Source organism: Paractinoplanes pyxinae (genome assembly GCF_026626335.1).
In the GTDB taxonomy this organism is placed as follows: domain Bacteria; phylum Actinomycetota; class Actinomycetes; order Mycobacteriales; family Micromonosporaceae; genus Actinoplanes; species Actinoplanes pyxinae.
In genome coordinates, this window is sequence record NZ_JAPNTZ010000021.1 from 30911 (window position 1) to 55554 (window position 24644).

General features: G+C 71.6%; 20 protein-coding genes. 11 read left to right on the forward strand and 9 right to left on the reverse strand.

What is annotated here, in order from left to right; all coding sequences use genetic code 11:
* Window positions 1-126 precede the first annotated feature (126 nt).
* From OWR29_RS41965 to OWR29_RS41980, 4 genes are all read right to left on the reverse strand, one after another.
* Window positions 127-2745, reverse strand: coding sequence for a lipopolysaccharide biosynthesis protein (locus tag OWR29_RS41965; protein WP_267569186.1), 2619 nt, complete (start codon window positions 2743-2745; stop codon window positions 127-129).
* Window positions 2746-2941: 196 nt separating this feature from the next.
* Window positions 2942-3994: a magnesium and cobalt transport protein CorA gene (locus tag OWR29_RS41970; RefSeq protein WP_267569187.1), complete on the reverse strand. Its 1053-nt coding sequence runs from the start codon at window positions 3992-3994 to the stop codon at window positions 2942-2944.
* A gap of 27 nt (window positions 3995-4021) precedes the next feature.
* Window positions 4022-4756, reverse strand: a complete 735-nt coding sequence (locus OWR29_RS41975; RefSeq protein WP_267569188.1) for an ABC transporter permease — start codon at window positions 4754-4756, stop codon at window positions 4022-4024.
* A 3-nt stretch (window positions 4757-4759) separates the two neighbouring features.
* Complete coding sequence (locus OWR29_RS41980; protein ID WP_267569189.1) at window positions 4760-5719, reverse strand: ABC transporter ATP-binding protein; 960 nt, start codon at window positions 5717-5719, stop codon at window positions 4760-4762.
* A gap of 62 nt (window positions 5720-5781) precedes the next feature.
* On the opposite strand from OWR29_RS41980, the gene OWR29_RS41985 reads away from it, so the two are divergent.
* The 3 genes from OWR29_RS41985 (at window position 5782) to OWR29_RS41995 (ending at window position 8586) form a co-directional block, all read left to right on the forward strand.
* Window positions 5782-6735: a helix-turn-helix transcriptional regulator gene (locus tag OWR29_RS41985; protein ID WP_267569190.1), complete on the forward strand. Its 954-nt coding sequence runs from the start codon at window positions 5782-5784 to the stop codon at window positions 6733-6735.
* A gap of 176 nt (window positions 6736-6911) precedes the next feature.
* Window positions 6912-7739: an LLM class flavin-dependent oxidoreductase gene (locus tag OWR29_RS41990; protein ID WP_267569191.1), complete on the forward strand. Its 828-nt coding sequence runs from the start codon at window positions 6912-6914 to the stop codon at window positions 7737-7739.
* An 88-nt stretch (window positions 7740-7827) separates the two neighbouring features.
* Complete coding sequence (locus tag OWR29_RS41995; RefSeq protein ID WP_267569192.1) at window positions 7828-8586, forward strand: SGNH/GDSL hydrolase family protein; 759 nt, start codon at window positions 7828-7830, stop codon at window positions 8584-8586.
* Here OWR29_RS41995 and OWR29_RS42000 read toward each other — a convergent pair.
* On the reverse strand, window positions 8583-9116 hold the full coding sequence (locus OWR29_RS42000) for a GNAT family N-acetyltransferase (RefSeq protein WP_267569193.1): 534 nt from the start codon (window positions 9114-9116) through the stop codon (window positions 8583-8585). The genes OWR29_RS41995 and OWR29_RS42000 overlap by 4 nt on opposite strands.
* A 25-nt stretch (window positions 9117-9141) precedes the next feature.
* Between OWR29_RS42000 and OWR29_RS42005 the strand changes: the two genes are divergently transcribed.
* Window positions 9142-10602, forward strand: coding sequence for a beta-N-acetylhexosaminidase (locus OWR29_RS42005; RefSeq protein WP_267569194.1), 1461 nt, complete (start codon window positions 9142-9144; stop codon window positions 10600-10602).
* On the opposite strand, the gene OWR29_RS42010 is transcribed toward OWR29_RS42005, so the two are convergent.
* Entirely contained in the window at window positions 10599-11801 is a 1203-nt protein-coding gene (locus OWR29_RS42010; protein ID WP_267569195.1) for a cytochrome P450, read from the reverse strand. The two genes, OWR29_RS42005 and OWR29_RS42010, sit on opposite strands and share 4 nt — an antisense overlap.
* Window positions 11802-11986: 185 nt before the next feature.
* On the opposite strand from OWR29_RS42010, the gene OWR29_RS42015 reads away from it, so the two are divergent.
* Window positions 11987-14350 (forward strand): peptidase, encoded by a 2364-nt coding sequence (locus OWR29_RS42015; protein ID WP_267569196.1) that lies wholly within the window; start codon window positions 11987-11989, stop codon window positions 14348-14350.
* Between the two features lie 1386 nt (window positions 14351-15736).
* Entirely contained in the window at window positions 15737-16231 is a 495-nt protein-coding gene (locus OWR29_RS42020) for a hypothetical protein (RefSeq protein WP_267569197.1), read from the forward strand.
* 3 nt (window positions 16232-16234) lie between these two features.
* On the opposite strand, the gene OWR29_RS42025 is transcribed toward OWR29_RS42020, so the two are convergent.
* From OWR29_RS42025 to OWR29_RS42035, 3 genes are read right to left on the reverse strand one after another with little or no spacing between them, the layout of a single operon-like run.
* Complete coding sequence (locus tag OWR29_RS42025) at window positions 16235-17212, reverse strand: helix-turn-helix transcriptional regulator (RefSeq protein ID WP_267569198.1); 978 nt, start codon at window positions 17210-17212, stop codon at window positions 16235-16237.
* A gap of 59 nt (window positions 17213-17271) precedes the next feature.
* The gene (locus OWR29_RS42030; protein ID WP_267569199.1) at window positions 17272-18294 is read right to left on the reverse strand and encodes a hypothetical protein; all 1023 of its coding nucleotides are present in this window, start codon (window positions 18292-18294) and stop codon (window positions 17272-17274) included.
* An 11-nt stretch (window positions 18295-18305) separates the two neighbouring features.
* Complete coding sequence (locus OWR29_RS42035; RefSeq protein ID WP_267569200.1) at window positions 18306-18944, reverse strand: hypothetical protein; 639 nt, start codon at window positions 18942-18944, stop codon at window positions 18306-18308.
* Between the two features lie 246 nt (window positions 18945-19190).
* On the opposite strand from OWR29_RS42035, the gene OWR29_RS42040 reads away from it, so the two are divergent.
* From OWR29_RS42040 to OWR29_RS42060, 5 genes are read left to right on the forward strand one after another with little or no spacing between them, the layout of a single operon-like run.
* The gene (locus OWR29_RS42040; RefSeq protein WP_267569201.1) at window positions 19191-22145 is read left to right on the forward strand and encodes a sensor histidine kinase; all 2955 of its coding nucleotides are present in this window, start codon (window positions 19191-19193) and stop codon (window positions 22143-22145) included.
* Window positions 22146-22556 (forward strand): roadblock/LC7 domain-containing protein, encoded by a 411-nt coding sequence (locus OWR29_RS42045; RefSeq protein ID WP_267569202.1) that lies wholly within the window; start codon window positions 22146-22148, stop codon window positions 22554-22556. It begins immediately after the preceding gene.
* Window positions 22546-22932 carry a DUF742 domain-containing protein gene (locus OWR29_RS42050; RefSeq protein ID WP_267569203.1) on the forward strand — a complete coding sequence of 129 codons (387 nt, stop codon included), beginning with the start codon at window positions 22546-22548 and terminating at the stop codon, window positions 22930-22932. The genes OWR29_RS42045 and OWR29_RS42050 overlap by 11 nt, the downstream gene beginning before the upstream one ends.
* Entirely contained in the window at window positions 22913-23512 is a 600-nt protein-coding gene (locus OWR29_RS42055; protein WP_267569204.1) for a GTP-binding protein, read from the forward strand. The genes OWR29_RS42050 and OWR29_RS42055 overlap by 20 nt, the downstream gene beginning before the upstream one ends.
* A 26-nt stretch (window positions 23513-23538) precedes the next feature.
* Window positions 23539-24591, forward strand: a complete 1053-nt coding sequence (locus tag OWR29_RS42060; protein ID WP_267569205.1) for a lactonase family protein — start codon at window positions 23539-23541, stop codon at window positions 24589-24591.
* Window positions 24592-24644: the final 53 nt, after the last annotated feature.

Genomic DNA, 24644 nt, shown 5'->3' on the forward strand with positions numbered 1-24644 from the left:
GGGCGCCGCGACCACGGCGCCGGATGAACGAGGCGGCCGAGATCCGCCAGACACGAGCGGCTATCGACGCCGGACATAGGTGCGCCCGGCCAGAGCAACACTGGCCGGGCGCTCGCCGTTCGTGGGTCAGACCCGCGTGAGGACCTGGGTCTGCTCCTCCGACTCCCGCCGGGCGTTCATGATCAGGGCCGACGGGTCGGTCAGCACCATCTCCATCGCCTTCGAGATCAGGTTGGGGTCGAAGGTCGACGCGTGGAACGTCGCCTCCAGGTGCAGCACGCCGTTCATCTCGCTGGTGGTCAGCGTGACGCCCTCGGGGCTGTTCAGCGTGGGCACGCTCAGGTTGACCCGCCATTCCGGCCCCACCGACCACGGCAGGTCGCCGAGCAGGTCGTGCCGGCCCTGGTTGCTGAAGGTCAGCCGCGGCCGCGGCGGGATGGCCAGTTCCGACGGGTACGGGTCGGGCATGCCGGGCGCGCCGTCCAGAGCGATCTTGCCCTCGCGCAGCACCATCATCGTGAGGATGCGGCCGGTGGCCAGCTCGTTCTTGATCGTCGTGTTGATCGACGCCGGGTCCATCATGTTCTGCGGGGACAGGTACGGCCCCATGCAGAAGTTGCTGTCGATGCGCGTGTCCTTGTCGAGGAAGCGCCGGCCGTCGGCCAGGAAGGTCGCGCCGCCCGTGTCGGGCTTGAGGCCCAGCTGGTTCAGCGCCGCGGTGAACGCCGCGAACGTGATGGCCGAGGTGGTGACGCCGGGCGAGTACTCGTCCCGCCACTTGCGCATGAGTTTGAGCGTGGTGGCCGAGCGGGCCGAGCGCACGGTCAGGTTGGGCTGCCACTTGCGCATCCGGGTCTCTTCCGGCTCCGGCGGGCGGGCGAAGCTGATGCCCTCCTTCCACCGGGCCGGCTTGGTGCCGAACTGCTTCCACCAGGCCTTGGGCAGCGCCATCCGGTTGCGCTCGAGCGGCGGGATCACCGCGGCCCGGCCCTGGCTGGCCGCGAGCACCAGCTCGTGCACGAGCGAGTTCACGGGGCCGGCGTCGCCGTACGCGTGCGAGACCTTGATCGCGATGTAGCCGGCGCCGACCAGGATGCGGATCGGGTGCACGCCGCGCGGCTCGGACTGCAGCTTGCGGGTCATGCCGTCCATGTCGAGCGACCAGTCGCCGGAGTCCTGCACGGCCCGGTGCACGAATTGGGCGAACTCCGCCCCGTCCATGTGCTCCCAGCGGGCGCCGACGCGGTCGAGCTTCGAGACGGCCCGGTGCTTGGGGTCGGCCGCGTGCAGACCGATCAAGGCCCGGCGTACGCCGTCCACGGTCACGCCGTACAGCGGGCCCACGGTCCGGATGTACTCGAGCGGGAGCCAGGCGCGCTCGTGCAGCGTCATGCTGGTCGAGTTGGCGCTGTCGCCCCGGCGCTTGGCGCCACCGAAGACGACCCGCAGCACGGTCGGCGCGACCAGCACGGTCTCGACGCCCATCACGATGGCGACCCACATGACCAGGTCGGTCAGGCCGCCGGTGTGCCCGCCGTACCAGGCCGCGCCCAGCTCGGCGACGCCCGCGAACAGCGAGAAGATGCCGGCCCCGCGGACCCTGTCCTGCACACGCGAGATCGCCATGAAGAAGTGCAGGAAGACGAACGGCACGTAGGTCAGGGCGAGGATGCGCAGCGCGTCGCCCGCCGTCTCGGCGTACTGGGCGCCGAAGACCGACATGATCGGGTTGGCCAGGAAGTAGACCGCCGCCGCGACCGGCACGCCGCCGCCGAGGCAGATCATCAGGCCGACCCGGACCTTGGAGGTCAGCGCCCGCTTGTCGCCGCTGGCCACCGCGAACAGCGTAAGGGCCACGTTGCCGGGCACCATCGCGAGGAACGACAGCACCATGAAGGCGGTGTAGAACGACGCGTTGGCCTCGGCCGACAGCACCGCGGTGACGACCAGCGGCAGCGCCGCGCGCGGCAGGTAGGTCGCCAGGTTGAGCAGGTTGTGGTCGAAGGTCGACTTGCCGCGGCCCTTGAGCAGCGCGAAGTTGGGCCGGGCGGAGTCGATGATCCGGCGCCGGCGCAGCGCGACGCTGAGGATGGCGGTCGACAGGACGATGCCGGCCACCCAGGTGAGCAGCAGCTCGTTGCCGGTCAGAGTGATCGGCGCGAGGGCCAGCCCGCCCAGCAGCACCAGCTTGATCACCGAGAACCAGGCGTTGCGCATGAGCTGCAGCGGACCCTTGAGCAGGCCGACCAGCGCCTCGTCGAGCACCAGGGTGACCGAGTTGAGGGCGATGCCGATCACCAGCAGCACGGTGCCGAACGTGCCGCCCAGCGCCTCTTGCAGACCCGGGATCCACAGCTGGGCGACGACCACGTACGCGATGCCGCCCACCGTGGCGGCGCTGCCGGCCACGAGCAGGCAGGTGGTGATCAGCTCCCACTTCGGGCCGCGCAACTGCGACAAGTCGGAGATCAGCATGGTGCCCATGCCGAACATGCCGATGGTGCCGATCAGCGTCATCGCGGACACCGCGGCCGACGCCTGGCCGACCGCCTCGGGCGACGCCGAGCGGGCGGCGACCCACCAGAACGCGAAGCCGAACAGCGAGGTGATCGCCGTCGTCGCGATCAGCGACCCGGCGTTCAGGAACAGGTCGACGTGCCCCTTGAGGGCGGTAATGATGCTGCTGCGGCGCTTGGCCGGTTGCGGCAGCGAGCCTTGCGGCACTCTGACCTCGGTCGCGGTCACACAGCCTCCCCACGGAACGACGATGAAAGGGTAGTTACTCGCCGGTTTCGGGTGCTACGGGAGAGCGGCCGACGGTTTGCGTACTGTCCGGTATGGACGATCATTGATCTGGCGGATCCGGCTGGCCGTTCGGTCGATTCTTGGTACGCCTGAGGTCCCACCAGAATCATCCGGTCACTCCAGGTGACGTGGATCATCACAACCAACCCGCTCGTTTGAAACGCCAGAAGAGGCCGCTACAGACGAGAACAACTATCACAATCGTGGCCGAGAACCCGTACCGGGAGTCGATACCGGGCATGTTCGCGAAGTTCATCCCATAAATCCCCGCGCCCACGGTCGGCACGGCGGCGATGCCGGCCCAGGCGGCGATCATGCGCATGTCGTTGTTCTGCTCGAGAGTGACCTGCGTGAGCCGGGCCTGCAGGATCGAGTTGAGCAGGTCGTCGAAGCCGGTCACGCGGTCGGTGGCCCGGGCCAGGCGGCCGCGCACGTCCTCGAAGTAGGGGTGCAGCGCCGGAGGCGCTCCGGTCAGCCGGGTCAGCGGCTCGTGCAGCGGCAGCACGGCCCGCTTGAGCTCGACCATCTCGCGCTTGAGCTGGTAGAAGTGCGCCACGTCGGCCGAGCGGCGAGTGGCGAACGTCTCCTCCTCGAGGCGCTCGAGGTCGTGTTCGACCCGGAGCGAGACGTCCAGGTAGTCGTCGACCAGCTGGTCCGCCACCGCGTAGGCGACCGCCCACGGGCCGGCCCGCAGCAGCTCCGGCCGCTTCTGCAGATCCCGCCTGACTTGCCACAGGGCGCCCGCCGCGCCATGACGCACGGTGATGACGAACCACGGTCCGATCAGCAGGGTCACGTCGCCGGTGTCGACCACCTCGCTGGTCGCCGTCAATTCCTCGTGCTCGACGTAGCGGGCGGTCCGCAGCACCAGCCGGGTCACCTCGCCGACCGTCTCGACGAGCGGCCGGTGGCCGCCCTCGGTGGTCTGGTCGACGATCAGCTCGTGCAGGCCGAACGTCTCGGCGACCGTGCGCATCGTCACCACGTCGGGCTCGTGCAGCCCCAGCCACACGAACTCGCCCCGGCGCCGGTGCGCCGAGGCGTAGTGCACGGTGCCGGGTTTGCGCCGCCCGTTGTGATAGACGGCGCAATCGACCACGGCATCCGGATTGTGGCGGCGCGCTTCGGTCATCGGCCCGGAGGGGCGCGGGGCGATGCCTTCGACCAGCCGGCCCAGAAGCTTCAGCACGCGCCGACGGTAGCGGCCCGGCGCGATTCAGTCCGACCGGCGCATGGCCCGCACGCCGGCCCACAGACCGAGGGCGCCGACGGCGGCTGCGGCGATCAACCCGTACAGGGTGGCCGAGGTGAAGATCTCGCCGTTGAACAGCGACCGCTCGGCGTCGACCACGTAGCTCAGCGGGTTGCCCTTGGCCAGGGCCTGCAGCCAGCCCGGGCCGTTCTCGATCGGCAGCAGCACGCCGGCCAGCAGCAGCAACGGGAAGAGCAGGGTCTGCTGCACGGTCCAGAACATCCACTCCTGGTTCTTCGAGGCCAGGGCCAGGGTGTACGACAGCGCGCCCAGCCCGATGCAGAAGGCCGCCAGGATGATCAGCCCCACCACCGCGCCCGCCCATTCGAAGCGGAACCCGAACGGCACGCAGACGGCCACGATCAGGGCAGCCTGGGCGAACATCGGCACGATCTCTTTGAGCGCCCGCCCGATCAGCAGGGCCGGCCGTCGCAAGGGAGTCACCAGCATCCGCTCGTGCGAGCCGGTCTGGATCTCGAAGAGCAGGTTCGACCCCGTCATCGAGCACGCGAACAGGCACGACATGACGATGATGCCGGGGACGAACCACTGCAGGGAATTGTCCGGCAGCAGCGGCGCGAACAGCCCCAGGAAGACGAGCGGCTGGACCATCGAGAAGATGATCGTGAACGGGTCGCGCAGCAGCGGGCGCAACTCGCGGCTGAAGACGGTGGTCGTGTCGGTGATCAGCGTTGTCATGGCTCAGACCTCCACCAGTTCGCGGGTCTCGGCGGCGCCGCCTTCGCGCAGGCTGCGCCCGGTGAGCTTGAGGAAGACGTCGTCGAGGGTGGGCCGGATCACCTCGGCCTCGGCGGCGGGATGCCCGGCCGCGCGCAGGTCGTCGAGCAATCCGGGCAACTGCCGGGGCGCGCCCTGCGTCGCGATGGTCAGCCGGGCGCCCTCCCGGGCCGGGTCGTACGCGGCCAGTGTCGTGGTGGCCCGGGCGGCCTCGGTCTCGGCGTCGAAGCCGAGGATGATCCGGTCGCCCACGTGTTCGGCCTTGAGCCGGGCCGGGCTGTCGTCGGCGATGATCCGGCCGTGGTCGATGACGATCACCCGCTCGGCCATCGAGTCGGCCTCGTCGAGGTAGTGGGTGGTCAGCACGATCGTCGTCTCGTGCTCGGCCCGCAGGTCGAGGATGTGCTCCTGCAGGTTGGCCCGGTTCTGCGGGTCGAGGCCGGTCGACGGCTCGTCCAGGAACAGCAGGTCGGGCGCGTGGATCAGGCCCATCGCGATGTCCAGCCGGCGGCGCTGGCCGCCGGAGAGGCTGGAGACGCGGCGGTCGGCCACCTCGGCCAGGCCCAGCGAGTCGATCAGGGTGGCCGCCCGGGCCCGGGCGTCCTTCACTCCGAGCCCGTACGCCCGGCCCTGGCTGATCAGTTCGTCGCGCCCGCGCTGGCTGTGGCCGGCGCCGTTGCCCTGCCCGATGTAGCCGATCCGCAGCCGCACCTGGCGCTGGTGCCGCACCACGTCGAAGCCGGCCACCCGGGCCGTCCCCGAGGTCGGCGGGATCAGCGTCGTCAGCATGCGCAGCGTCGTCGACTTGCCGGCGCCGTTCGGTCCGAGCAGCGCGACCAGCTCGCCCGGCGCGACGGTGAGGTCGATGCCGTCGACGGCCCGCACGTCCTTGAAGTGCTTCGTCAGCCCCTGTGTCTCAATCATGTCTCTCACGCTAGGGTCGCTTGCGGACACTTTCTGACCTCAATGCGGCGGAGTCTGGATTCATGGCGAACACGAGTGCCCGGATGCTGCGACTGCTGTCGCTGCTGCAGACCCACCGCTACTGGCCCGGGTCCGAGCTCGCGGGCCGGCTCGAGGTCAGCCCGCGCACGCTGCGCCGCGACGTCGACCGGCTGCGCGAGCTGGGCTATCCGGTCGACGCCAGCCGCGGGGTGGCCGGCGGCTATCAACTGCAGGCGGGCGCGGCCGTGCCGCCCCTGCTGCTCGACGACGACGAGGCGGTGGCGATCGCGGTCGGGCTGCGGACGGCGGCGGCCGGCGCGGTGGCGGGGTTCGAAGAAACTTCCGTGCGCGCCCTGGCCAAGGTGATCCAGCTGCTGCCGCCCCGGCTGCGCCGCCGCATCGACGCCCTGCGCGAGGTGACGGCGCCCGGCGTCCTCGGCGGTGGGCCGGCCCTCGACGCGGGTGTGCTGACCACGATCGCGATGGCCTGCCGGGGGGAGGAGAGGCTGCGCTTCGACTACACCCCGCGCGAGGGCGAGACGGCGGCCCGCTTCGTCGAGCCGCACCGCCTGGTGCCACTGGGCCGGCGCTGGTATCTGGTCGCGTGGGATCTGGACCGCGGCGACTGGCGCAGCTTCCGCGTCGACCGGCTCGCGTCGCCGGTGCTGACCAACGCCCGGTTCCGGCCGCGCGAAATTCCCGGCGGCGATCCGGCGGCCTGGCTGCGCTCGCGCATGTCGCAAATTCCCGCGCGGTACGACGTGTCGGTCGTGCTGCAGACGACCGGGCCGCAGGTGAGCGGCTTCGTCGGGCACTACGGCACGGTCGAAGAGCTCACGCCCGGCTCGTGCCGCCTGCGCATGAACACCGACGACCTGGGCTGGCCGGTGATGGTGCTCGGGGTGCTGGCCGTGCCGTTCACCATCGAGTCGCCGCCCGAACTGCGTGACCGTGTGCGCGAAACCGCCGACACGCTGCGCCGGGGCGCCGCCTGATTCCCTCCGGCCTTTATGGACGGATCGGCGCCCCCGTGGCGCCGATCCGCACTGGGAACGCTATCGGCCGCCTCCGACAATTTCCGCGCCTCCGTAAGCCAGTGCTTATATAAACTTCGGCGGATACGGTGCTGGGGCGGCCGGAAAATGTCGGGGGTGGCGGGCAGAATCGGCCCATGACCACGATCGGTGCGATCTTCCTGCCATCGAACCCGCCCGAGTCCCTGCGTTCCGTCGCCCAGGCCGCCGACCAGGCCGGCCTCGAAGAGCTGTGGATCTGGGAGGACTGCTTCCTCAACGGCGGCCTCACCGCCGCCACCGCCGCCCTGGCCTGGACGCAGAATCTGCGCGTCGGCATCGGCATCATGCCGGTCCCGTTCCGCAACGTCGCCTCCCTGGCCATGGAACTGGCCACGCTGGGCCGCATGTTCGGCGACCGCGCGCTGCCCGGCATCGGCCACGGCGTCCAAGAGTGGATGGGCCAGGTCGGCGCCCGGGCCGCGTCGCCGCTGACGCTGCTGCGCGAGTACGCGACGGCGCTGCAGGCCCTGCTCCACGGCGAGTCCGTCACCGTCTCCGGCAAGTACGTCAAGCTCGACAACGTCCGGCTCGACTGGCCGCCCGCGGTGCCGCCGCTGCTCTCGGTCGCGGCCGGCGGCCCCAAGACCATCGCGCTCGCCGGCGAGGTGGGCGACGCCGTCGTGCTGGCCGGCGGCACCTCCCCGGCCAAGGTGGCCGAGACGGCCAAGGTCGTCACCGACGCTCAGATCACGGTCTTCGTGCCCGCCATGACCGGTCCCGGGGCCGAGGCCAAGCTGCTGGCCGACATGCAGAAGTACGAGGCCGACTGGCCCGGCCTGTGGGGCACCCCGGCCGAGATCGCGGCCGGCCTGGCCGAGTTCGCCGCCGCCGGCGCCAGCAAGGTGATCCTGCAGACCGTGGCCGGCGAAGACCCCGAGGCGTACGTGCGCTGGGTGGCCGAAGAGATCAAGCCCCTGGTATGACGCTGGTCGCGGAACCGGGCCGGCCTCGGGCCCGGTCGGTTAGCCTGCGCCGAGGTCCGAGATTGAGGAAGACGGGGGAACGATCACCGTGACTACGCGGTACGTGGCGATCGGCGACAGCTTCACCGAGGGCGTCGGCGACGAGTTGCCCGACGGCTCGGTCCGCGGGTGGACGGATCTGGTCGCCGCCGGTCTGGCCGCCGGCGAGGGTGAGCCGGTGCGGTACGCCAACCTCGCCATCCGCGGGCGCCTGCTCGAACCGATCGTCAACGAGCAGCTTCCGGCCGCCCTGGCCCTGTCGCCGCCGCCCACGATCCTGACGCTCAACGGCGGCGGCAACGACATGATGCGTCCCGGCAGCGACATGCTGCGCCTGGCCGAGCTCACCGAGCAGGCGATCCAGCGCTGCCTCGAGGCGGGCGTGCGCATGGTGCTGCTCAGCGGCGGCGACCCGTCCGAGCGGCTGCCGCTGGGCGGCATGATGCGCCGCAAGGGCGAGGCGCTCACCCAGTCCGCGATCGACCTGGCCAAGCGCTACGACATCACGTTCGTCGACGTCTTCCACGACGCCGAGATCCGCCGGGCCGGCTACTGGTCGCCCGACCGGCTGCACCTCAACGCGGCCGGCCACCAGCGGGTGGCCGGCCTGGTGCTGAGCGCGCTCGGCTACGAGGCCGCGGCCCACGTCATCGACCCCGGCCCGGCCGAGAGCCGCCGCGTGCTGGCCGAGGCCCGCTACTACCGCGAACACGTCCTGCCGTGGATCAACCGGCGGTTCCGCGGCCGCTCCTCCGGCGACAACCGCACCGGCAAGTACGTCGACTGGGTCGAGATCAACCCGGCCTAGGGCAGTGGCCGGCGGCGGATGTGGTCGTCGTGCCACTCCGACCCGACCAGGAAGCGCTTGACCCCGATCACCTCGAAGCCGTGCTTGGCGTAGAACTTGGCCGCCCGCACGTTCTGCTGGTTGACGCCCAGCCAGCAGAACGCGGCGCCGGTCGCCGCGGCCGAGGCGAGCGTGGCGTCCATGAGCGTGGCGGCCGCTCCCGAGCCGTGCCTGTCCGGCGCCAGATAGAACTTGCTGAGCTCGATGCTGACTTTCTCGTCGACCACGGCGGCCACGTCGGGGTCCTTGATCGGGCCGCTGACCAGCATCGAATAGCCCAGCGGGAGGTCGCCGTCGACCACCAGCAGAATGATCCGCTGCGGGTCGGCCAGGTAGCCGCGGAAGCTCGCCTCGGACAGGTGGGTGGCGACGAAATCGTCGATGTCCGACTGGAGCGTGCCGGGCGGACAGGCCAGGCCGAAGGTCCGTTCGGCCAGATCGTGCAGCAGTTCCGTGTCGGCAAGTTCGGCGCGACGGGTCGTGATCGACATGGAAAGACAGTTTATTGTTCTCCGCGTGCACGCTCCCACAGTGAAACACCTCGGCGACGTCATTCCGCTGCCGGCTTCGGTCCGGCCCGACCCCGGCGCGGACTTCCGCGTCCCGGCCGATGTGTCGGTGAGCGCCGCCCCGGCCGCCGCCGCCGTGGCCGACGAACTGGCCGAAGTGCTGCGCGAGGTGACCGGGTTCCCGGTGCCGCGTACGGAGGAAGGCTCGATCCGCCTCGAGATCGAGGCCGCCGGCGAGGCGCGGTCGCCCGAGTCGTACCGGCTGGCGATCGCGGCCGACGGCGTGACCCTGGGCGCGCCCACCGAGCAGGGCCTGTTCGCCGGCTTCCAGACGCTGCGCCAGCTGCTCCCGCTGAAGGGCGAGGTCGTGCTGCCCGGCGGCCGGATCGAGGACGCGCCCCGCTTCGCGTACCGCGGAACGATGCTCGACCTGGCCCGGCACTTCTACCAGCCGGCCGACATTCGGTCCTACCTCGACACGATCGCGCAGTTCAAGATCAATCACCTGCACCTGCACCTCACCGACGACCAGGGCTGGCGGCTCGAGATCGACGGCTGGCCGCGCCTGACCGAGGTGAGCGGGGGCGAGGGCACCGGCATCGACGGGGCCGGCCCGGGATTCCTCACCGCCCAGGAGTACGCCGATCTGGTGGCCTACGCCGCGACCCGGCACATCACGATCGTTCCCGAGATCGACCTGCCCGGCCACGTCAACGCGGCCCAGGTCGCGTACCCGGAACTGACCTGCGACGGGGAGCCGGTGCAACCGCGCACCGACGCCGAGGTCGGTTACAGCTCGCTGTGCGCCGGCAAGGAAGAGACGTACACCTTCGTCGAGGACGTCATCCGTACGGTCGCCGCGCTCACCCCCGGCCCGTACCTGCACATCGGCGGCGACGAGGCGCTCAGCACCACCGCCGAGGACTACCGCACCTTCATGACCCGGGTGCTGCCCCTGCCCGGCAAGTACGGCAAGCGGGCGATCGGCTGGCACGAGATGGCCGCCGTCGACCTGCCTCAGGACGCGATCCCGCAGTACTGGCGTATCGAGCCCACTGACGACGGCGTGGCCCGCGCCGCCGCGGCCGGCCACCAGGTGATCATGTCGCCGGCCGACCGCAGCTACCTGGACATGAAGTACGACGAGTCGACCCCGCTCGGCCTGGACTGGGCCGGCCTGGTCAGCGTCGAGCGGTCCTACGACTGGGACCCGGCCGACCGGCTGCCCGGCGTGGGGGAGGAGTCGCTGCTCGGCGTCGAGGCGCCACTGTGGTCCGAGACGCTGCGCAGCCTGGCCGACGTCGAGTTCATGGTGTTCCCGCGGCTGCTCGCGATCGCCGAGATCGGCTGGACGCCCCGGGCCGCCCGCGACTGGTCGTCCTTCCGCGAGCGGCTGGCCGAGTTCGGCCCGCGGTTCGAGGCCCAGGGCATCAACTACCACCGCTCGGCCGAGATCGACTGGCCTTAAGGCACGACGATCTGCGGGCCGCTGCGGACCTGGGCGGGCACCCGGCTCAGGTCGATGGCCGCGTTCTGCGGCGGCAGGTAATAGTCGAGCTTGGCCAGCCGCTGCACCAGCGTGCCGAGGACGGCGACGGTGATCTTCTCGCCGGGGCAGCGGTGGCCCGTCCGCGGGTCGCCGCCGCCCTGGGGGATCAGCTCGAACTCGCCGACCCGGCGGCCGAGGAAGCGTTCGGGCCGGAACTCGTACGGCTCGGGCCAGACCCGCTCGTCGTGGTGCTGGCCGTAGACGTCGAGCAGCACGAGCGATCCGGCCGGGATGCTCGTGCCCTGGAAGGTCAGGTCGCGGCGGGCGCGGCCGCCCAGGAAAGGCGCGAACGGATAGAACCGGCGCAGTTCGTGGACGAAGGCCAGGGTGTACTCGTCGTCGCCCGCGCGCAGCCGGGCGCGGGTGCCCGGCCAGCGGTCGAGCGCGTGCCCGGCGAAGGCGGCGAACCACGCCACCGCCGTCGTGGGACGGATGATGTTGATGAGTTCGACGGCCGCCGTCCGCGCGTCGAGCAGGTAGCCGTCCTCCAGGTGGTGCGCGATGCGGGACACCGGCGTGTCAGCGGGCTCCTGACGGCGTACGGCCTCGATCAGTTCGGCGAAAGCCTTCTCCTGCCGCCGCCGGGCCAGCCGGGCTCGCACATGACGCGGCCCGAGCGTCGCGAAGCCGTCCACCATCGCCACCAGGTCGGCGGTCGGAGCATCCAGGTCGAATTCGTCCGGTACGCCGGTCCAGCGCGACACCGCGTCGGTGAGCACCCGGGCCGTCCCGTCGAACAGCGACACGGGCTTGTCGCCGCGCCAGCCGTCGGCCGCCTCGTCGAAGATCTTGCCGGTCAGCGTGGCCAGCGTGTCGATGCCGTCCTGATGCATCAGCAGCGCCACGAACAGCGCCTTGCGAGCCCGATGAGCCTCGTCGTCGAGCGTGTGCACGCCCCGGCCGAACAGCGTGTCGACCACCGGCTCGGGCAGGGCGTCGTGCCGTTCCAGATGGCCCTCGCCGTAGAAGAAGCGGGCGGCGTCGGGGCCGCTGACCGCCACCGCGCGCTGCCCGCCGAACCGCATCGGGATCGGGCGGTTGTGACTGCGCCGGCGCAGGTCGGGCAGCCAGGCGTACCCCTTCGTCGCGAACGGCAAGGTCTGGTCTCCAAACGCCATGGCAGTCCGTATCCCCTCCGGTGACGGCGCGAAACCGGCTCGAAAATCTTCCTTATTTTTCCCTCCGGCGGACTGTCCGTCTGGGCTTTCTGTCGGAGGGCGGCCCTAATGTGGGGCGCGTTCCAGTGGTCCACGAGAGGCCGGAGGTTGTGGTGCGACCGAGTGCGGGGGCGTCAGGTTCCCAGGTGTACGAGGATTCGGGCGCGCCCGATTCTTCGGCCCGCATGCCTTTGCCCGCGGCCGGGCGGTCGGTGGCCGCATTCCTCGGGTTCCTGGTGCTGGCCTGGCTGCAGGTCGGCGTCGTGCTGCTCGTCGTGCTGCTGATCTTGCAGCCGTTGCCCGGGTCGCTCGCGCTCGGCGTGGCCGTGCCGCTGGTCATCGCCGTGGCCGGGCTGCTGTGGTGGGCCACCGTGCGGGCGCTGCGCCTGCGGCGCTCGACGCCGGCCGGCGTGCCCGTGCCGCGCGATCATGCACCCGCCCTGTGGGCCATGCTCGACGAGGCCGCGGCGGCGGCCGGGGTCAAGCCGCCGGACGGCGTCACCGTCGTGGCCGGCGCCGCCGTCTCGATCTTCCAGCCGCTGCGCCTGGGTGGCCTGCTGGGCGGGCGGCGCGAGCTGCACCTGGGTCTGCCGCTGCTGCAGGCCTGGGACGAGTCGCGGCTGCGCGCGGCCGTGGCTCACGAGCTGGCGCACGGCTCGCCGGCCCTGGGCGGCCGCTTCGCGCCCCTGGCCCGCCGCGGGCGAATCGCGCTCGGGCGCATCGTGCCGCGCATTCCCCGCCGCAGCCCGGCCGGTCCGCTGCTGCGCGCCTGGGCCCGGCTCTATCTGCGGGTCGACACCCCGTACAGCCACGCGCACGAGCTGGCGGCCGACCGGGTGGCCGCCTCCTTCGCCGGGCCCCGGGCCGCGGCCGCGGTGCTGCGCGACCGCCCGGCCCTCGAGGGCATGCAACAGCTCTTCCACGCCGAATACCTCAGCCCCGGCTGGCAGACCGGCCTGATCCCCGAGGACGTCTTCGGTGGTTTCCTGCGGGTGCTGGCCGCCCGCAGCGAAGACATGACCGCCCTGCGCTCCCGCGAGCCCGAGGCGCCCGGCGAGTGGGATCCGCATCCGCCCCTGGCCGTCCGCCTGGCCGCGCTGTCCGCCCTCACTCCCGAGGGCCCCGAGGCGCCCGAGAAACCGGCCGGCGAGCTCGTGCCCGACCTGCCCGGCCTGGGCCGGGCCCTGCAGGCGGTCGCGTTCCCGGTCGGCGGCCGCGCGGTCGTCAGCTGGGACGAGTTCTTCGGCGTGGCCCGCCTGGCCGAGATGGAACGCGAGGCCGACGCGTCCCTGCGAGCCCTGTCCCGGGCCGCCGGCACCTCCGTGACCGGCGCCGCCGAGGTTCTCGACCTGTCCGCCGAGGGCCGCCTGCACAAGATTGCCGAGACGGTCTTCGGCGACCTGCCGCCCGGCGAGGTGGCCGGCCGCGTGACCGACCTGATCGCCCTGCTGCTGGCGCTGGCCGCCCTGCACAGCGGCGTGGCCCGCTGGCGGCACAGCTGGACGGGCACGGCCGAGCTGGTCGCGATCGACGGCTCCTATCTGGAACTTCAGGCCCCGGCCGAGATGGCCGGCGACCCCGCCACCGTGGCCGAGGTTCGCGAGTGGCTGACCGCCATCGGCGTCGACCTGACCGCGTCGGCCGGCACCGCCCGCCACCACTCGGCCCGCGTCCCCGTCCTGGGCGGCGTGGTCGGCGTCCAGGTCGACGGCGCCCGCACCGACCTGCTGATCCTCGAGACGGGCCTGTTCCTGGTCCCCGGCCTGCCCCGCTCCCGCCACCACGAGGCCAAACGCCGCCTGACCCGCCTGGCCACCGACGGCGTCCTCCCCAACGGCACCCCCGCCACCGACCAGCTCGCCGTCCCCGGGACGCCCACAGCAACCCTGGCCCACGCCACCCCGCCGGGCGCAGCCCCCGATCCGGTCGCCGCGGTCCCCAGCCCTCGCACCGAGCCCACTCCGGCGCACAGCGATTTGGCCGGCGCGGCCCCGGGTGATGGCGTCCCGGCCGGCGCCGCTTCGGGTTACAGCAACCCGGCTGGCGCTGCCCTAGGTGACGGCGTCCCGAGTGACGGCGTCCCGGCCGACGCTGCTTCGGTCTACAGCGCCCCGGCCGGCACTGCCCCGGGTTACAGCACCCCAGCCGAGGCCGTCTCGGGCCACAGCGTCCCGGGCGGCGCGGCCCCGGGTCACAGCGCGTCGGTCGGCGCTGCCTCGGAACCGGGTGCCTTTGGCAGCGGCGCCTCAGATCCGGCCGTAGCCGTCGCCGAGCCGGTGTCGGCGCGGGCTGCCTCGGCCTCGACCGAGCCTTCGACAGCAGGCAGCCGATTCGTACCGTTCGCCGACGTCGCCACCGCCTCAGCCACCCGCAACGGCCGCCGCTCGTGGGCGATCAACCTGCGCGACGGCGGCACCCTGAACGTGCGCAGCACACTCGACAGCGAGGAACTGCCCGGCGGCTGGGCCGCCCTCGACGACGCCGTGGCCTTCCTGACCCGCACCCGCTGACCCCAACCCTGCGCGCGGTGTTCAGTGCGGCCCGCGTCTGAGCCAACCCCACCGCCAGCAGGCGTGCGTGCGAGACCGTCACGACGCGTGTGGGCGTCTATGTGGTCCGCGTCCGCGTTGACCCCACCGCCCGTCGGCGTGTGTGCGTGACCATCACGCCGGGCGTGGGCGTCTGTGCGGTCCGGATCTGCGTCGACGACGCCGCCGGCTGGGGTGTGTGCGGCCATCACGGCGCGGGTGGGCGTCGGTGCGGTTCGGGTCTGCGCCGATCCCGCTGCCTGTCGGCGTGTGTGCGCGGCCATCACGGTGGGCGTGGGCGTCAGTGCGGCCCGCGTCTGCGCCGACCCCACCGCCCGTCGGTGTGCGTGCGCAGCCATCACGGCGGGCGTGGGCGTCTGTGCGGTTCGGGTCTGCGTCGACGACGCTGCCCGCTGGGGTTCGTGCGCGGCCATCACGCGGGCGTGGGCGTCTGTGCGGTTCGGGTCTGAGACGACGACGCCGTCGCTGGGGTATGTGCGCGGCTATCACGGTGGGCGTGGACGTCTGTGCGGTTCGGGTCTGCGCCGACCTCACCGCCTGTCGGCGTGTGTGTGCGGCCATCACGGCGCGGGTGGGCGTCTGTGCGGTCCGGGTCTGCGACGACGATGCCGCCCGCCGGCGTGCGTGCGCGGCCATCACGGCGCGCGTGGGCGTCTGTGCGGCTGGTGTCTGCGCCGACAACGCCGGCCGCCGGCGTGCGTGGGAGACCGTTATGCCGCGCTCCGGCGTCTGACGGAGCCGCGCTTGCGATGATCGTTATGAATTGGCTGCCTGCATCTTTGGGCTGGTCGCGTCGGCTGTATTCGGCGGTGATGGTGGGCCGGCGTGGCACTTCCGTCGATCGTGTCGTTGGTCACCCGATCGGGATGGTGAATTGGTTGGCGTCCGAGGGGCGGGCAAAGCGTGGCAGCTTTCGATTTGGTTACAGGTGACTGCAGCGGGATCGTTTTGTGTGCACGCATTTGGTGGTCGCGATATTTGTCTTGGCTGCGTTCTCGCAGGTGGTGGGCTTGTGGGACGTGTGCGCGGCGATCGTTCGGCGATCTTGTGTGTGGGGGCGGTTGCAGATTGCGCCGAAAGGGGCAACACGCTGAGTGAACTTCCTAAGAGGACGGCCCGTGCTACCTGGCGAAGCGCGTCGCATGGGCGACAGGTAAATGAACACGCTGTCACCTCAAGTCACAATGTGCTTGCGGAGTGTTCGCTTTACCGCTTCTGATATCGGGTAGAGGAAGTGCCTGGACCGGCGGGATGATCCCATCGAGGCGGGGAGGCCACATCATGGAGCGGGGGCCGTTGGCGCTCTTCGGAGCGATCATCGCGGTCGGGCTTGGGCCTGCACTGTGGATGGGCGTTCAGTTGGGGGCGTCGTCGCAGCCGGGGCCGGCGAGTCCGCCCGCCGTCGTGACCGAGCAGGGCGCCGAGAAGGCCGGGCAGTTGCTCGGCGGCACCGGGGCCGGCGAGCAGACCAGCGACAACAACACCATCGACGTCGACCCGCAGGCCAACGTCTCGCCGCTGACCAGTTCGCCCTCGGCCGAGCCGTCGCCCAGTGAGAGCGCGTCACCGGAACCGTCCGCCTCGACGACCTCGCCGTCGCCCGAGCCCACGCGGACCACCACCGAGCCGACGACTCCCACCGACCCGGGCACCACCGATCCGGCCGGCTCGCCCGAGTCGACCACCGTGCCGGCCCCCGACCCGACCGAGACCACCACCACCCCGCCGGTGGAGGACGAGAGCGGCGACCCGACCGAGTCGCCGGACGACGACTGGACGTACGAAGACCCGAGTCCTCATGGCGGCAGCGTCGGCAAGTACGTCTCGTCCGACGCCCGCTAGGCGTCAAGCCTCGAGGTAGGTGGCGGCGAGGCCGCGGGCTGTCTCGGCGAAGGCGGCGCGCAGCTCGGGTGGGTCCAGCACCTCGGCGTCCGCGCCCAGTTTCAGCAGTTCGATGTGGCCGTGCCTCACCGATTCGATCGGCACCCGGGTGACCAGCCAGCCCGCCTCGTCCGGGTCGCCGGCCTCGGCCCGGGCCACCCGGGACATCTCCGGAGGGAAGACGAACGCCATCCGGTCGAGGGCGGCCGCGGTCATCCGCACGGTGGCCGTGCCGGTGTAGACGCTCCGCTCGTACCGTTCGGTCCACTCGTCCCAGAACGCGGCCAGCTCGAAACCCTCGGGACGTGACGCCGGCTCGTCGAGCAGTTCGGCGTCCAGGATGTTCGACACCCGGTAGGCCGTCGTCCTCGTGTCCGTCGCCGCCACCAGATACCAGCGGCCCGCCTTCAGCACGATGCCCAGCGGGTGCAGCGTGCGGGTCACCTCGCGCGGCGCCTTCCACCGCCGGTAGCGCATCTCGATCCGGCGTCCGCTCCACACCGCGTCGGCCACCGTCGACAGGTAGGGCACCGGCTCGCCGGCCCGGAACCAGCCGGGTGCGTCGAGGTGGAACCTTTCCCGTACGCGGTCCGCGCGGTCGGCCAGCTCGCCCGGCAGCGACGCCCGGAGTTTCAGCTGCGCCGCCGCCAGCACCGAGCCCAGGCCCAGTTCGGCGGCCGGCCCGGGCATCCCGGCCAGGAAGATCGTGCCGGCCTCGTCCGACGTGAGCCCGGTGAGCCGCGTCCGGTAGCCGTCCAGCAGCTGATAGCCCCCGGCCGGCCCGCGGTCGGCGTACACCGGCACCCCGGCCGCGCCGAGCGATTCGATGTCGCGGTACACCGTGCGCACAGAGACCTCGAGCTCGTCGGCTAGGCCCTGCGCCGTCATGCGCCCACGCGTCTGCAATAACAGCAGTAGAGAGAGCAGACGGTCGGCGCGCACACTTGAACGCTAACGCCGAAGGGGAGCCCGAGGGGCTCCCCTTCGCTTGGTCCGCTGTCTCAGAGCGCGAGCAAGCGGTTGAGAATTTCCCGGTACGCCCGCAGCTCGACACGCAGCTTCTCGGTGTCGTCGGAGTTGCCGGCCAGGCCGTCCCGCTGCGCCTTGAGCGCGCTGGTCAGCTTGTCGACCGCGTCGCCGACCAGCTGGGCGGCCTCGGCGGTGGCCTCCTTGGGCTCGTCGACGAAGCGCAGCTGGATGTCGCGGAACCGCTCGGCGAACGAGTCGCCGTCCGGCAGCAGCTTCTCGCCGGAGCCTGAAGCCTTGGCGGACGAGGCGGAGGTGGTGGAAGAAGCAGCGGCCGGAGCGGCGGCAACCGGCACAGCGGCGGCCTCGGCGACGGGCGAGTCGACCGGCGAGTCGGCGCGCGAGTCGGCCGGCGAGGCGACCGGCGTGTCCGACGCCCGCTGGAAGTCCTCACTGTCGAGCCGGTCGGAACCGTCGAGCCGGTCCGAGCTGTCAGCCCGGTCGCGGTCGGCGTCGGCCCGGTCCCGGTCGGTGTCGTCGAGCGTCTTGCCGGTGGCCGGGTCGACCGCCCGGGGGCTGTCGAACGTCCCGTCGTCCTTGACGGCCGCCGGCCCGGTCTTGTCGTCGTCGTCGGTCAGCGGCAGGTCGACCGGCGAGTCGTCCCGCTGCGCGCCGGTCTGCGTGGCCCGGTAGTCGCTGTCCTCGACGACCGACCCGTCCGGCCCGTACGTCGTGGTCGTGGCGGCCTTGTCCGTAGTGCCGTCCCGGAGGTCCCGGTCAGCCACCGAGGCGTCGGCCGGACGCGAGGCGTCGTCCGGCCGGGAGGCGTCGACATCGTCGTCCGTGCGCGACGGGTCCTCCGGGCGGAAGACGTCGTCGGAGCGGGTGGCGGTGTCGTCCGCCGGCCGGGATCCGTCGGGGGCGGACGGCGCGTCGCTCCACGGCGACCCGGCCCGCTGCGGCGGCACGGTCACCGGCCCGGACGAGACGGGCTGCGTGCGATCCGGGTCGGCCTGAGGTTCGACCTCGGTCTCTTTCTCGTTGGAGAAGAACTTCATGGCGGTGGCTCCTAGCGGCTGGTGTCGCGGGCGGTGGAGTCGTCAGCGGCGCGAGGAGCGGGCGCCGCGCTCTCCGAAGTGGACTCGGGAGTGGGATCAGTAGTACCAGTCGAGGGCACCGGATCGGTGCCGAGCAGGTCGGCGAAGAGTGCCCGGTAGTGCACGAGCGCCTGGCGCAGGTCTTCGGTGTTGGCCTCGCCGGCGGTGTTGCGCTGCGAGATCTCGTGCGCCTGGCGGTAGTGCTCGAGCGTGCGGGCGTGCTCGACGGAGAGGTTGGCGAGCCGCTCGTCGTACTCGCCGGTCGGGTAGCCACGATCGGCGATCAGCCGGGTGACCAGTTCGTCGGCCGCGGTGACGGCCCGCTCCGGGTCGTCCACGAACTGGATCTGCACTTCTTCCCAGTTCGCCGCGTAGGTGGCCTGGGCCTCGGCGGAGAGCGGCTTGAGCTCGAGCGAGGCGTGCCGCTTCTCGCGTTCGCGCAGCTCTTTCTCGGCCTCGGTGCGGCTGCCGGTGTCGGCGACCACCCGGTCGTACTCGGGCCCGAAGGTGTTCTGCAGTTGCTTGCGACGCATCACTTGGACGCCGTACACGATGGCGGCGATGACGATGAGGACGACGACGATCAGGATGATCGTGGCTGTGGGGGACATGGGGCCTCCTCCTATCAACGTCCGGTATTCCCACCCGGGGTGTCCCGTCAATCCCGTTCCCGCGACCGCGTTTTCCTTTCGTCAAGTAACCGCCTGATCACAGTGTCATAAGGACGACGCGGCGAGCCGTGCCATTCTCACCCGCCAAAAAGGACTTAAACCCTTTTTTCGGTACGGCACCGCGGTGGCTGGTCACGCCGGTTTTCCGTATCCTCCCGAGGGCGTACGCCGGAAGAGCGGAGCCTGATGAAGAAGCGTTACTGGTCGATCCGTTCGAAGATCATCATCCTCGCGGCCGTCCCCTTGACGGCCGTGCTGGCTCTGTGGCTCTTCGCGACGACGCTCACCGCCGGCCCGGCGTTCAACCTGCTGTCCGCCCGCACGGTGCTGGACAACGTCGGCAACCCCGGCATCGAGCTGGTCGGCCAGCTGCAGCGCGAGCGCCTGTTCAGCGTGGAATACCTGTCCGCCACCGGCCCGCCCTCGCAGGCCCTGCTCGAGCAGCGCAGCGCCACCGACCGCTCGGTGGCGAACTTCCGCCGGCTGGCCGAGGGCGGCGACGCGCGCGGCGCCACCAGCGACGAGCTGCGGGCCCGCATCAACCAGTTCCTCACTCAGCTGTCCAGCCTGACCGGCAACCGTGGGCACATCGACCGCCGCGCGATCGACCCGATCGGCGCCCAGGGCCTGTTCAACAGCGTGATCGGCGCCGGCTTCCAGACCTTCGCGGCCACCGCCACCTTCAACGACCAGCGGATCGACGGCGAGCTGCGCGCGCTCACCACGGTCGGGCACGGCCAGGAGTATCTGAGCCGGGTCGACGCCCTGGTCGGCGGCGCGACCGCGGCCGGCCGGTTCACGCCCGAGATCCGCGGCCAGCTCATCCAGGACGTCGGCACGGCCCGCTTCCTGCTGGAACGCGGCGTCGAGGACATGGCCGCGACCGACCGCACGGCGTTCAACCAGCTGCGCAGCGGCACCGCCTACGACCGGCTCGACAGCCTGCTCGACCAGCTGGTGCAGCAGAGCCGCGACGGCTCGGCCACCCCGGTCAGCAGCTCCGACTTCCGTCCGGCCTACGTCGCGGTGGCCCAGGAGCTGCGAACCTTCGAGGTGACGGCCACCGACGCGCTCACCGACCGGGCCCGTCCGGTCGCCGAGCGGGTGCTGTTCCGGCTCGGGCTGGCCGGCATCCTCGGTCTGGCCGCCCTGGCCGCGTCGCTCTATCTCTCCGTACGGGTCGGGCGTTCCATCGTCGGCCGGCTGCGACGCCTGCACGGCGAGGCGCGCGAGATGGCGGCCGAGCGACTGCCCACCGTGGTGCGCCGCCTGCAGCGCGGCGAGGAGGTCGACGTCGACGTCGAGACGCCGCCGCTCGAGTACGGCCGCGACGAGATCGGCCAGCTCGGCCACGCGTTCAACGAGGTGCAGCGTACGGCCCTGCAGTCGGCGGTCGAAGAGGCGAACGTGCGGCGCGGCCTCAACGAGGTGTTCCTCAACATCGCCCGGCGCAGCCAGACCCTGCTGCACCGCCAGCTCGCCCTGCTCGACCGCATGGAACGCCGCGAGACCGAGCCGCAGGAGCTGGAAGATCTCTACCGGGTCGACCACCTGGCCACCCGCATGCGCCGCCACGCGGAAGACCTGGTCATCCTGGCCGGCGCCGCGCCCGGCCGGGGCTGGCGCAACCCGGTCCCGGTGATCGACGTCGTCCGCGGCGCGATCAGCGAGGTCGAGGACTACAAGCGGGTCGACATCCGCTCGGTCGAGTCGGCCTCGGTGCTCGGCCGCGCGGTCGGCGACGTGATCCACCTGCTGGCCGAACTGCTCGAGAACGCGGCCTCGTTCTCCCCGCCGCAGACCCGCGTGCAGGTCACGGGTCAGGCGCTGCCGCACGGGTACGGCATCGAGATCGAGGACAGGGGCCTGGGCATGACGCCCGAGGCGCTGGACGAGGCGAACCGCCGCCTGGCCGAGCCGCCCGACTTCGACCCGGCCGACAGCGCCCGCCTCGGCCTGTTCGTGGTGGCCCAGCTGGCTCACCGGCACGGCATCCGGGTGTCGCTGCGCGCGTCCGCCTTCGCCGGCGTCACCGCGATCGTGCTCGTCCCGGGCGAACTGGTCGTGGCGGCCCCGGTCGCCGCGCTGCCGTCCGGGTCGTCCACGGGGGAGCGCCCGCTGGTCGGCTCGGGCTCGGACGACCCGTCGCGCCCCTCGCTGGCCGCCCTGCAGTGGCAGGGCACCGAGGAGCTTCGGCAGGTCACCGCCTCCGGCCACCCGATCATCGACGGCACCGCCCGGCCCGCGGCCGACGAGCCGCAGCCGGTGCGCGGCATGGCCGCCGGCGGGCCGTCGCCGAGCTCGGTCGCCGACGGGCTGAGCAGCGAAGGCCTGGTGCAGCGCAAACGCGTACGCCGCCGGCCCGAACCCGAGACGTTGCCGGAGCTTCCGCAGCGTGAGGGCCTGCGCTCGATCCCCGCGCAGCGTTCCGTCCCCCGCAACTCGGCCCCCGCGACACCGCTCGAGCCCGCGCCCACCGGCGCGCCGACGCCCACGGCAAAGCCGGCGCCCGCGGTAAAGCCGACGCCCACGGCAAGGCCCGCGCCCGCGGCAATGCCAACGCCCACGGCAAGGCCCGCGCCCGCGGCAATGCCAACGCCCGCGGTAAAGCCCGCGCCCGCAGAAAGGCCCGCGGTAAATCCCGAGGCGCCCACTGAGGACGGTCTGCCCCGGCGGGTGCGTCAGGCCAACCTGGTGCCTCAGCTGCGCCGCCCGGCCGGCGAGCCCCGCGTGGAGCAGCCGGCCCAGCTCCGCTCGCCGGAACAGGTCCGCAGCATCATGAGCGCCCTGCAGAGCGGCACCACCCGCGGTCGCATTGACGCGGCTCGCTACCTTACGAATGAAGACGCAACGACGCAGAGTAATGTCCCCGATGCGCCCGGAAGCGGAAAGCGCGGAGGGAACGTTAACCAAGTCACGAATTCCGCATCTGAAGATAGGTCTAATGCTGACGACACGGACATTGATGTTCGACTGAGCCGTGATTCCTTTGCGGATGCGGCTACCGTCAGTTTCCCGGCGATCGTCACGCAGGCGCTCGCCCGGGGCGAGGCATCAACCGGGGGCGGGCACGAGGCGGGGGAGCACCGTGCCGCCGGCTCCGGGGGCGAAAAGGCGACCAGGCCGGAAGAGGACGCATAAGTGACACAGACGACGAACCAGCGCGCGCACCTCACCTGGCTGCTCGACGATCTGGTCGAGCGGGTGCCCACGGCGCAGCAGGCGGTCGTGCTCTCGGCCGACGGGCTCCTGATGGGATCGTCGGCCGGGCTGACCCGTGAGGACGCCGAGCACCTGTCGGCGATGGCGGCCGGCTTCCAGAGTCTGGCCAAGGGCGCGAGCCGGCACTTCCGGGCCGGCCCGGTGCGCCAGACCGTGGTCGAGATGGAATCCGCCTTCCTTTTCGTCACGGCCGCCGGCCAGGGCGCCTGCCTGGCCGTGGTCGCGTCGAGCGACGCCGACCTGGGCCTGATCGCCTACGAGATGGCCATGCTGGTGACCCGGGTCGGGCAGAACATGAACGCACCCGCACGCTCGGCCGATGCAGGCTGATCGGCCGCGCGTGACGCACGACTGGCTCGATTACGACGCGGGACCGGTGGTCCGGCCCTACGCGATGACCCAGGGCCGGGTGGCGCCCGAGGGCAACGAGTTCGACCTGGTGGCGTTCGTCGTGGCCACCCCGTCGGACGAGCCGGGCCCCGAGACGCTGCAGCCGGAGCACCACGCCATCGTGGCCGCGTCCTGGGAGCCGATCTCGGTCGTCGAGCTGGCCTCCGCGCTCGACCTGTCGATCGGTGTCGTCCGCGTTCTGCTCGGTGATCTACGCTCGGCGGGACTCATCTCCCTGTACGAACCCCCGGCGGCGTCCCAGCCGCACGACGTCGACGTACTCAAGGCGGTTGTCAATGGACTCCGTGCGCTCTGACCGCAACGGCGCGTCGTCGCGCATCCCGGTCGCGCTCAAGATCCTGATCGCGGGCGGCTTCGGCGCCGGCAAGACCACAATGGTCGGCTCGGTCAGCGAGATCCGCCCGCTGCAGACCGAAGAGGTGCTCACCGGCGTCGAGGGCGCCGACGACACCGGCGGCGTCGAGGGCAAGACCACCACCACCGTGACCATGGACTTCGGCCGCATCACCATCACCGAGGACCTGCAGCTCTACCTGTTCGGCACCCCCGGGCAGGACAGGTTCTGGTTCCTGTGGGACGAGCTGTCCGAGGGCGCGCTGGGCGCGGTCGTGCTGGCCGACACCCGCCGGCTGGCCGACTGCTTCCCGTCGATCGACTACTTCGAGCAGCGCGGCACCCCGTTCGTCGTCGCGGTCAACTGCTTCGACCCGGATCAGCGCTTCGGCGCCGACGCGGTGGGCCGGGCGCTCGACCTCGACGAGGGCGTGCCGGTCGTGCTGTTCGACGCCCGCGAGCCGATGGGCGCCCGCAACGTGCTGATCGAGCTGGTCGAGTACGTCGCCCGCCGTCAACTGGCCGCCGCGGCGTCCCGCTGACCGGCCCGGTGTGATGGGATCACACCATGGGCGCGAGCGATGATTTCGTCTTTGTCGGTGGCTACACGGCGGACAAGGGCGGTGACGGTGAGGGCGTTGTCCTGCTGACGCGCGACCCGGCCACCGGCGTGCTCTCGCGGCGGGGAGTGGTGGCCCGTACGCCCAGCCCGTCGTTCCTCACCCGGCATCCGTCGCTTTCCGTCCTGTACGCGGTGAACGAGCTCGACCCGGACGGCACGGTCACCGCCTTCACGGTGGCCGGCGACGGCTTGCTCACCCCGCTGGCGACCCGGCCCACCGGCGGCAGCGACCCGGCCCACCTGGCGGTCACCGCCGACGGCCGGCATTTGCTGGTGGCGAACTACGGCACCGGCTCGGTCGCCGTCTTCCCGCTCGACGCCGAGGGCGCCCCCGGCGAGCGCTCCGACCTGCTCGACCTGCAGGGCAGTGGCCCGGTGGCCGACCGGCAGGCCGGCCCGCACGCCCACATGGTCTTCCCCGTAGGCGACGAGGTGCTGATCGCCGACCTCGGCTCGGACAAGGTGTGGCGCGCCCGCCTCGACCCGGTCTCCGGCCGCCTGACCCTGCTCGGGGCGGCGGTGTCGGCCGAGCCCGGCACCGGCCCGCGCCACGTGCGCTTCTCGCCCGACGGCGCCCTGTTCGTCGTCGGCGAGCTGAGCGGCGACCTCACCTGGTGGCGCCCGTCGCCCGACGGTTCGCTGGCCGCGGCGGGCAAAGTCGCGACCACCACGGCCGAGGGCGAGAACTACCCGTCCGAGATCATGGTGCGCCCCGACGGCCGTTTCATCTACGTGGCCAACCGGGGCCCGAACACGGTCGCCACCTTCAGCTGGGACGGTGAGACGGCCGAGCTGGTGGCCGAGACGCCCACCGAAGGTGACTGGCCACGCCACATGATCCTCGTCGGGGATCAGCTCTACGTAACCAACCAGCGATCACAGAGCGTGACGACGTTCCGGGTGGACGTCGAGACCGGCGTGCCCGCGCTTCAGGGCGAGCCCGCGTCCGAGCCCACTCCCACCGGCCTGCTCCGCTGGAACGTCAGCGCGCATAGCTGACGCGTAAAGGGATAGACGACCGTTGGGGCAGTCCGCTGCGCAAATCGGGCAGC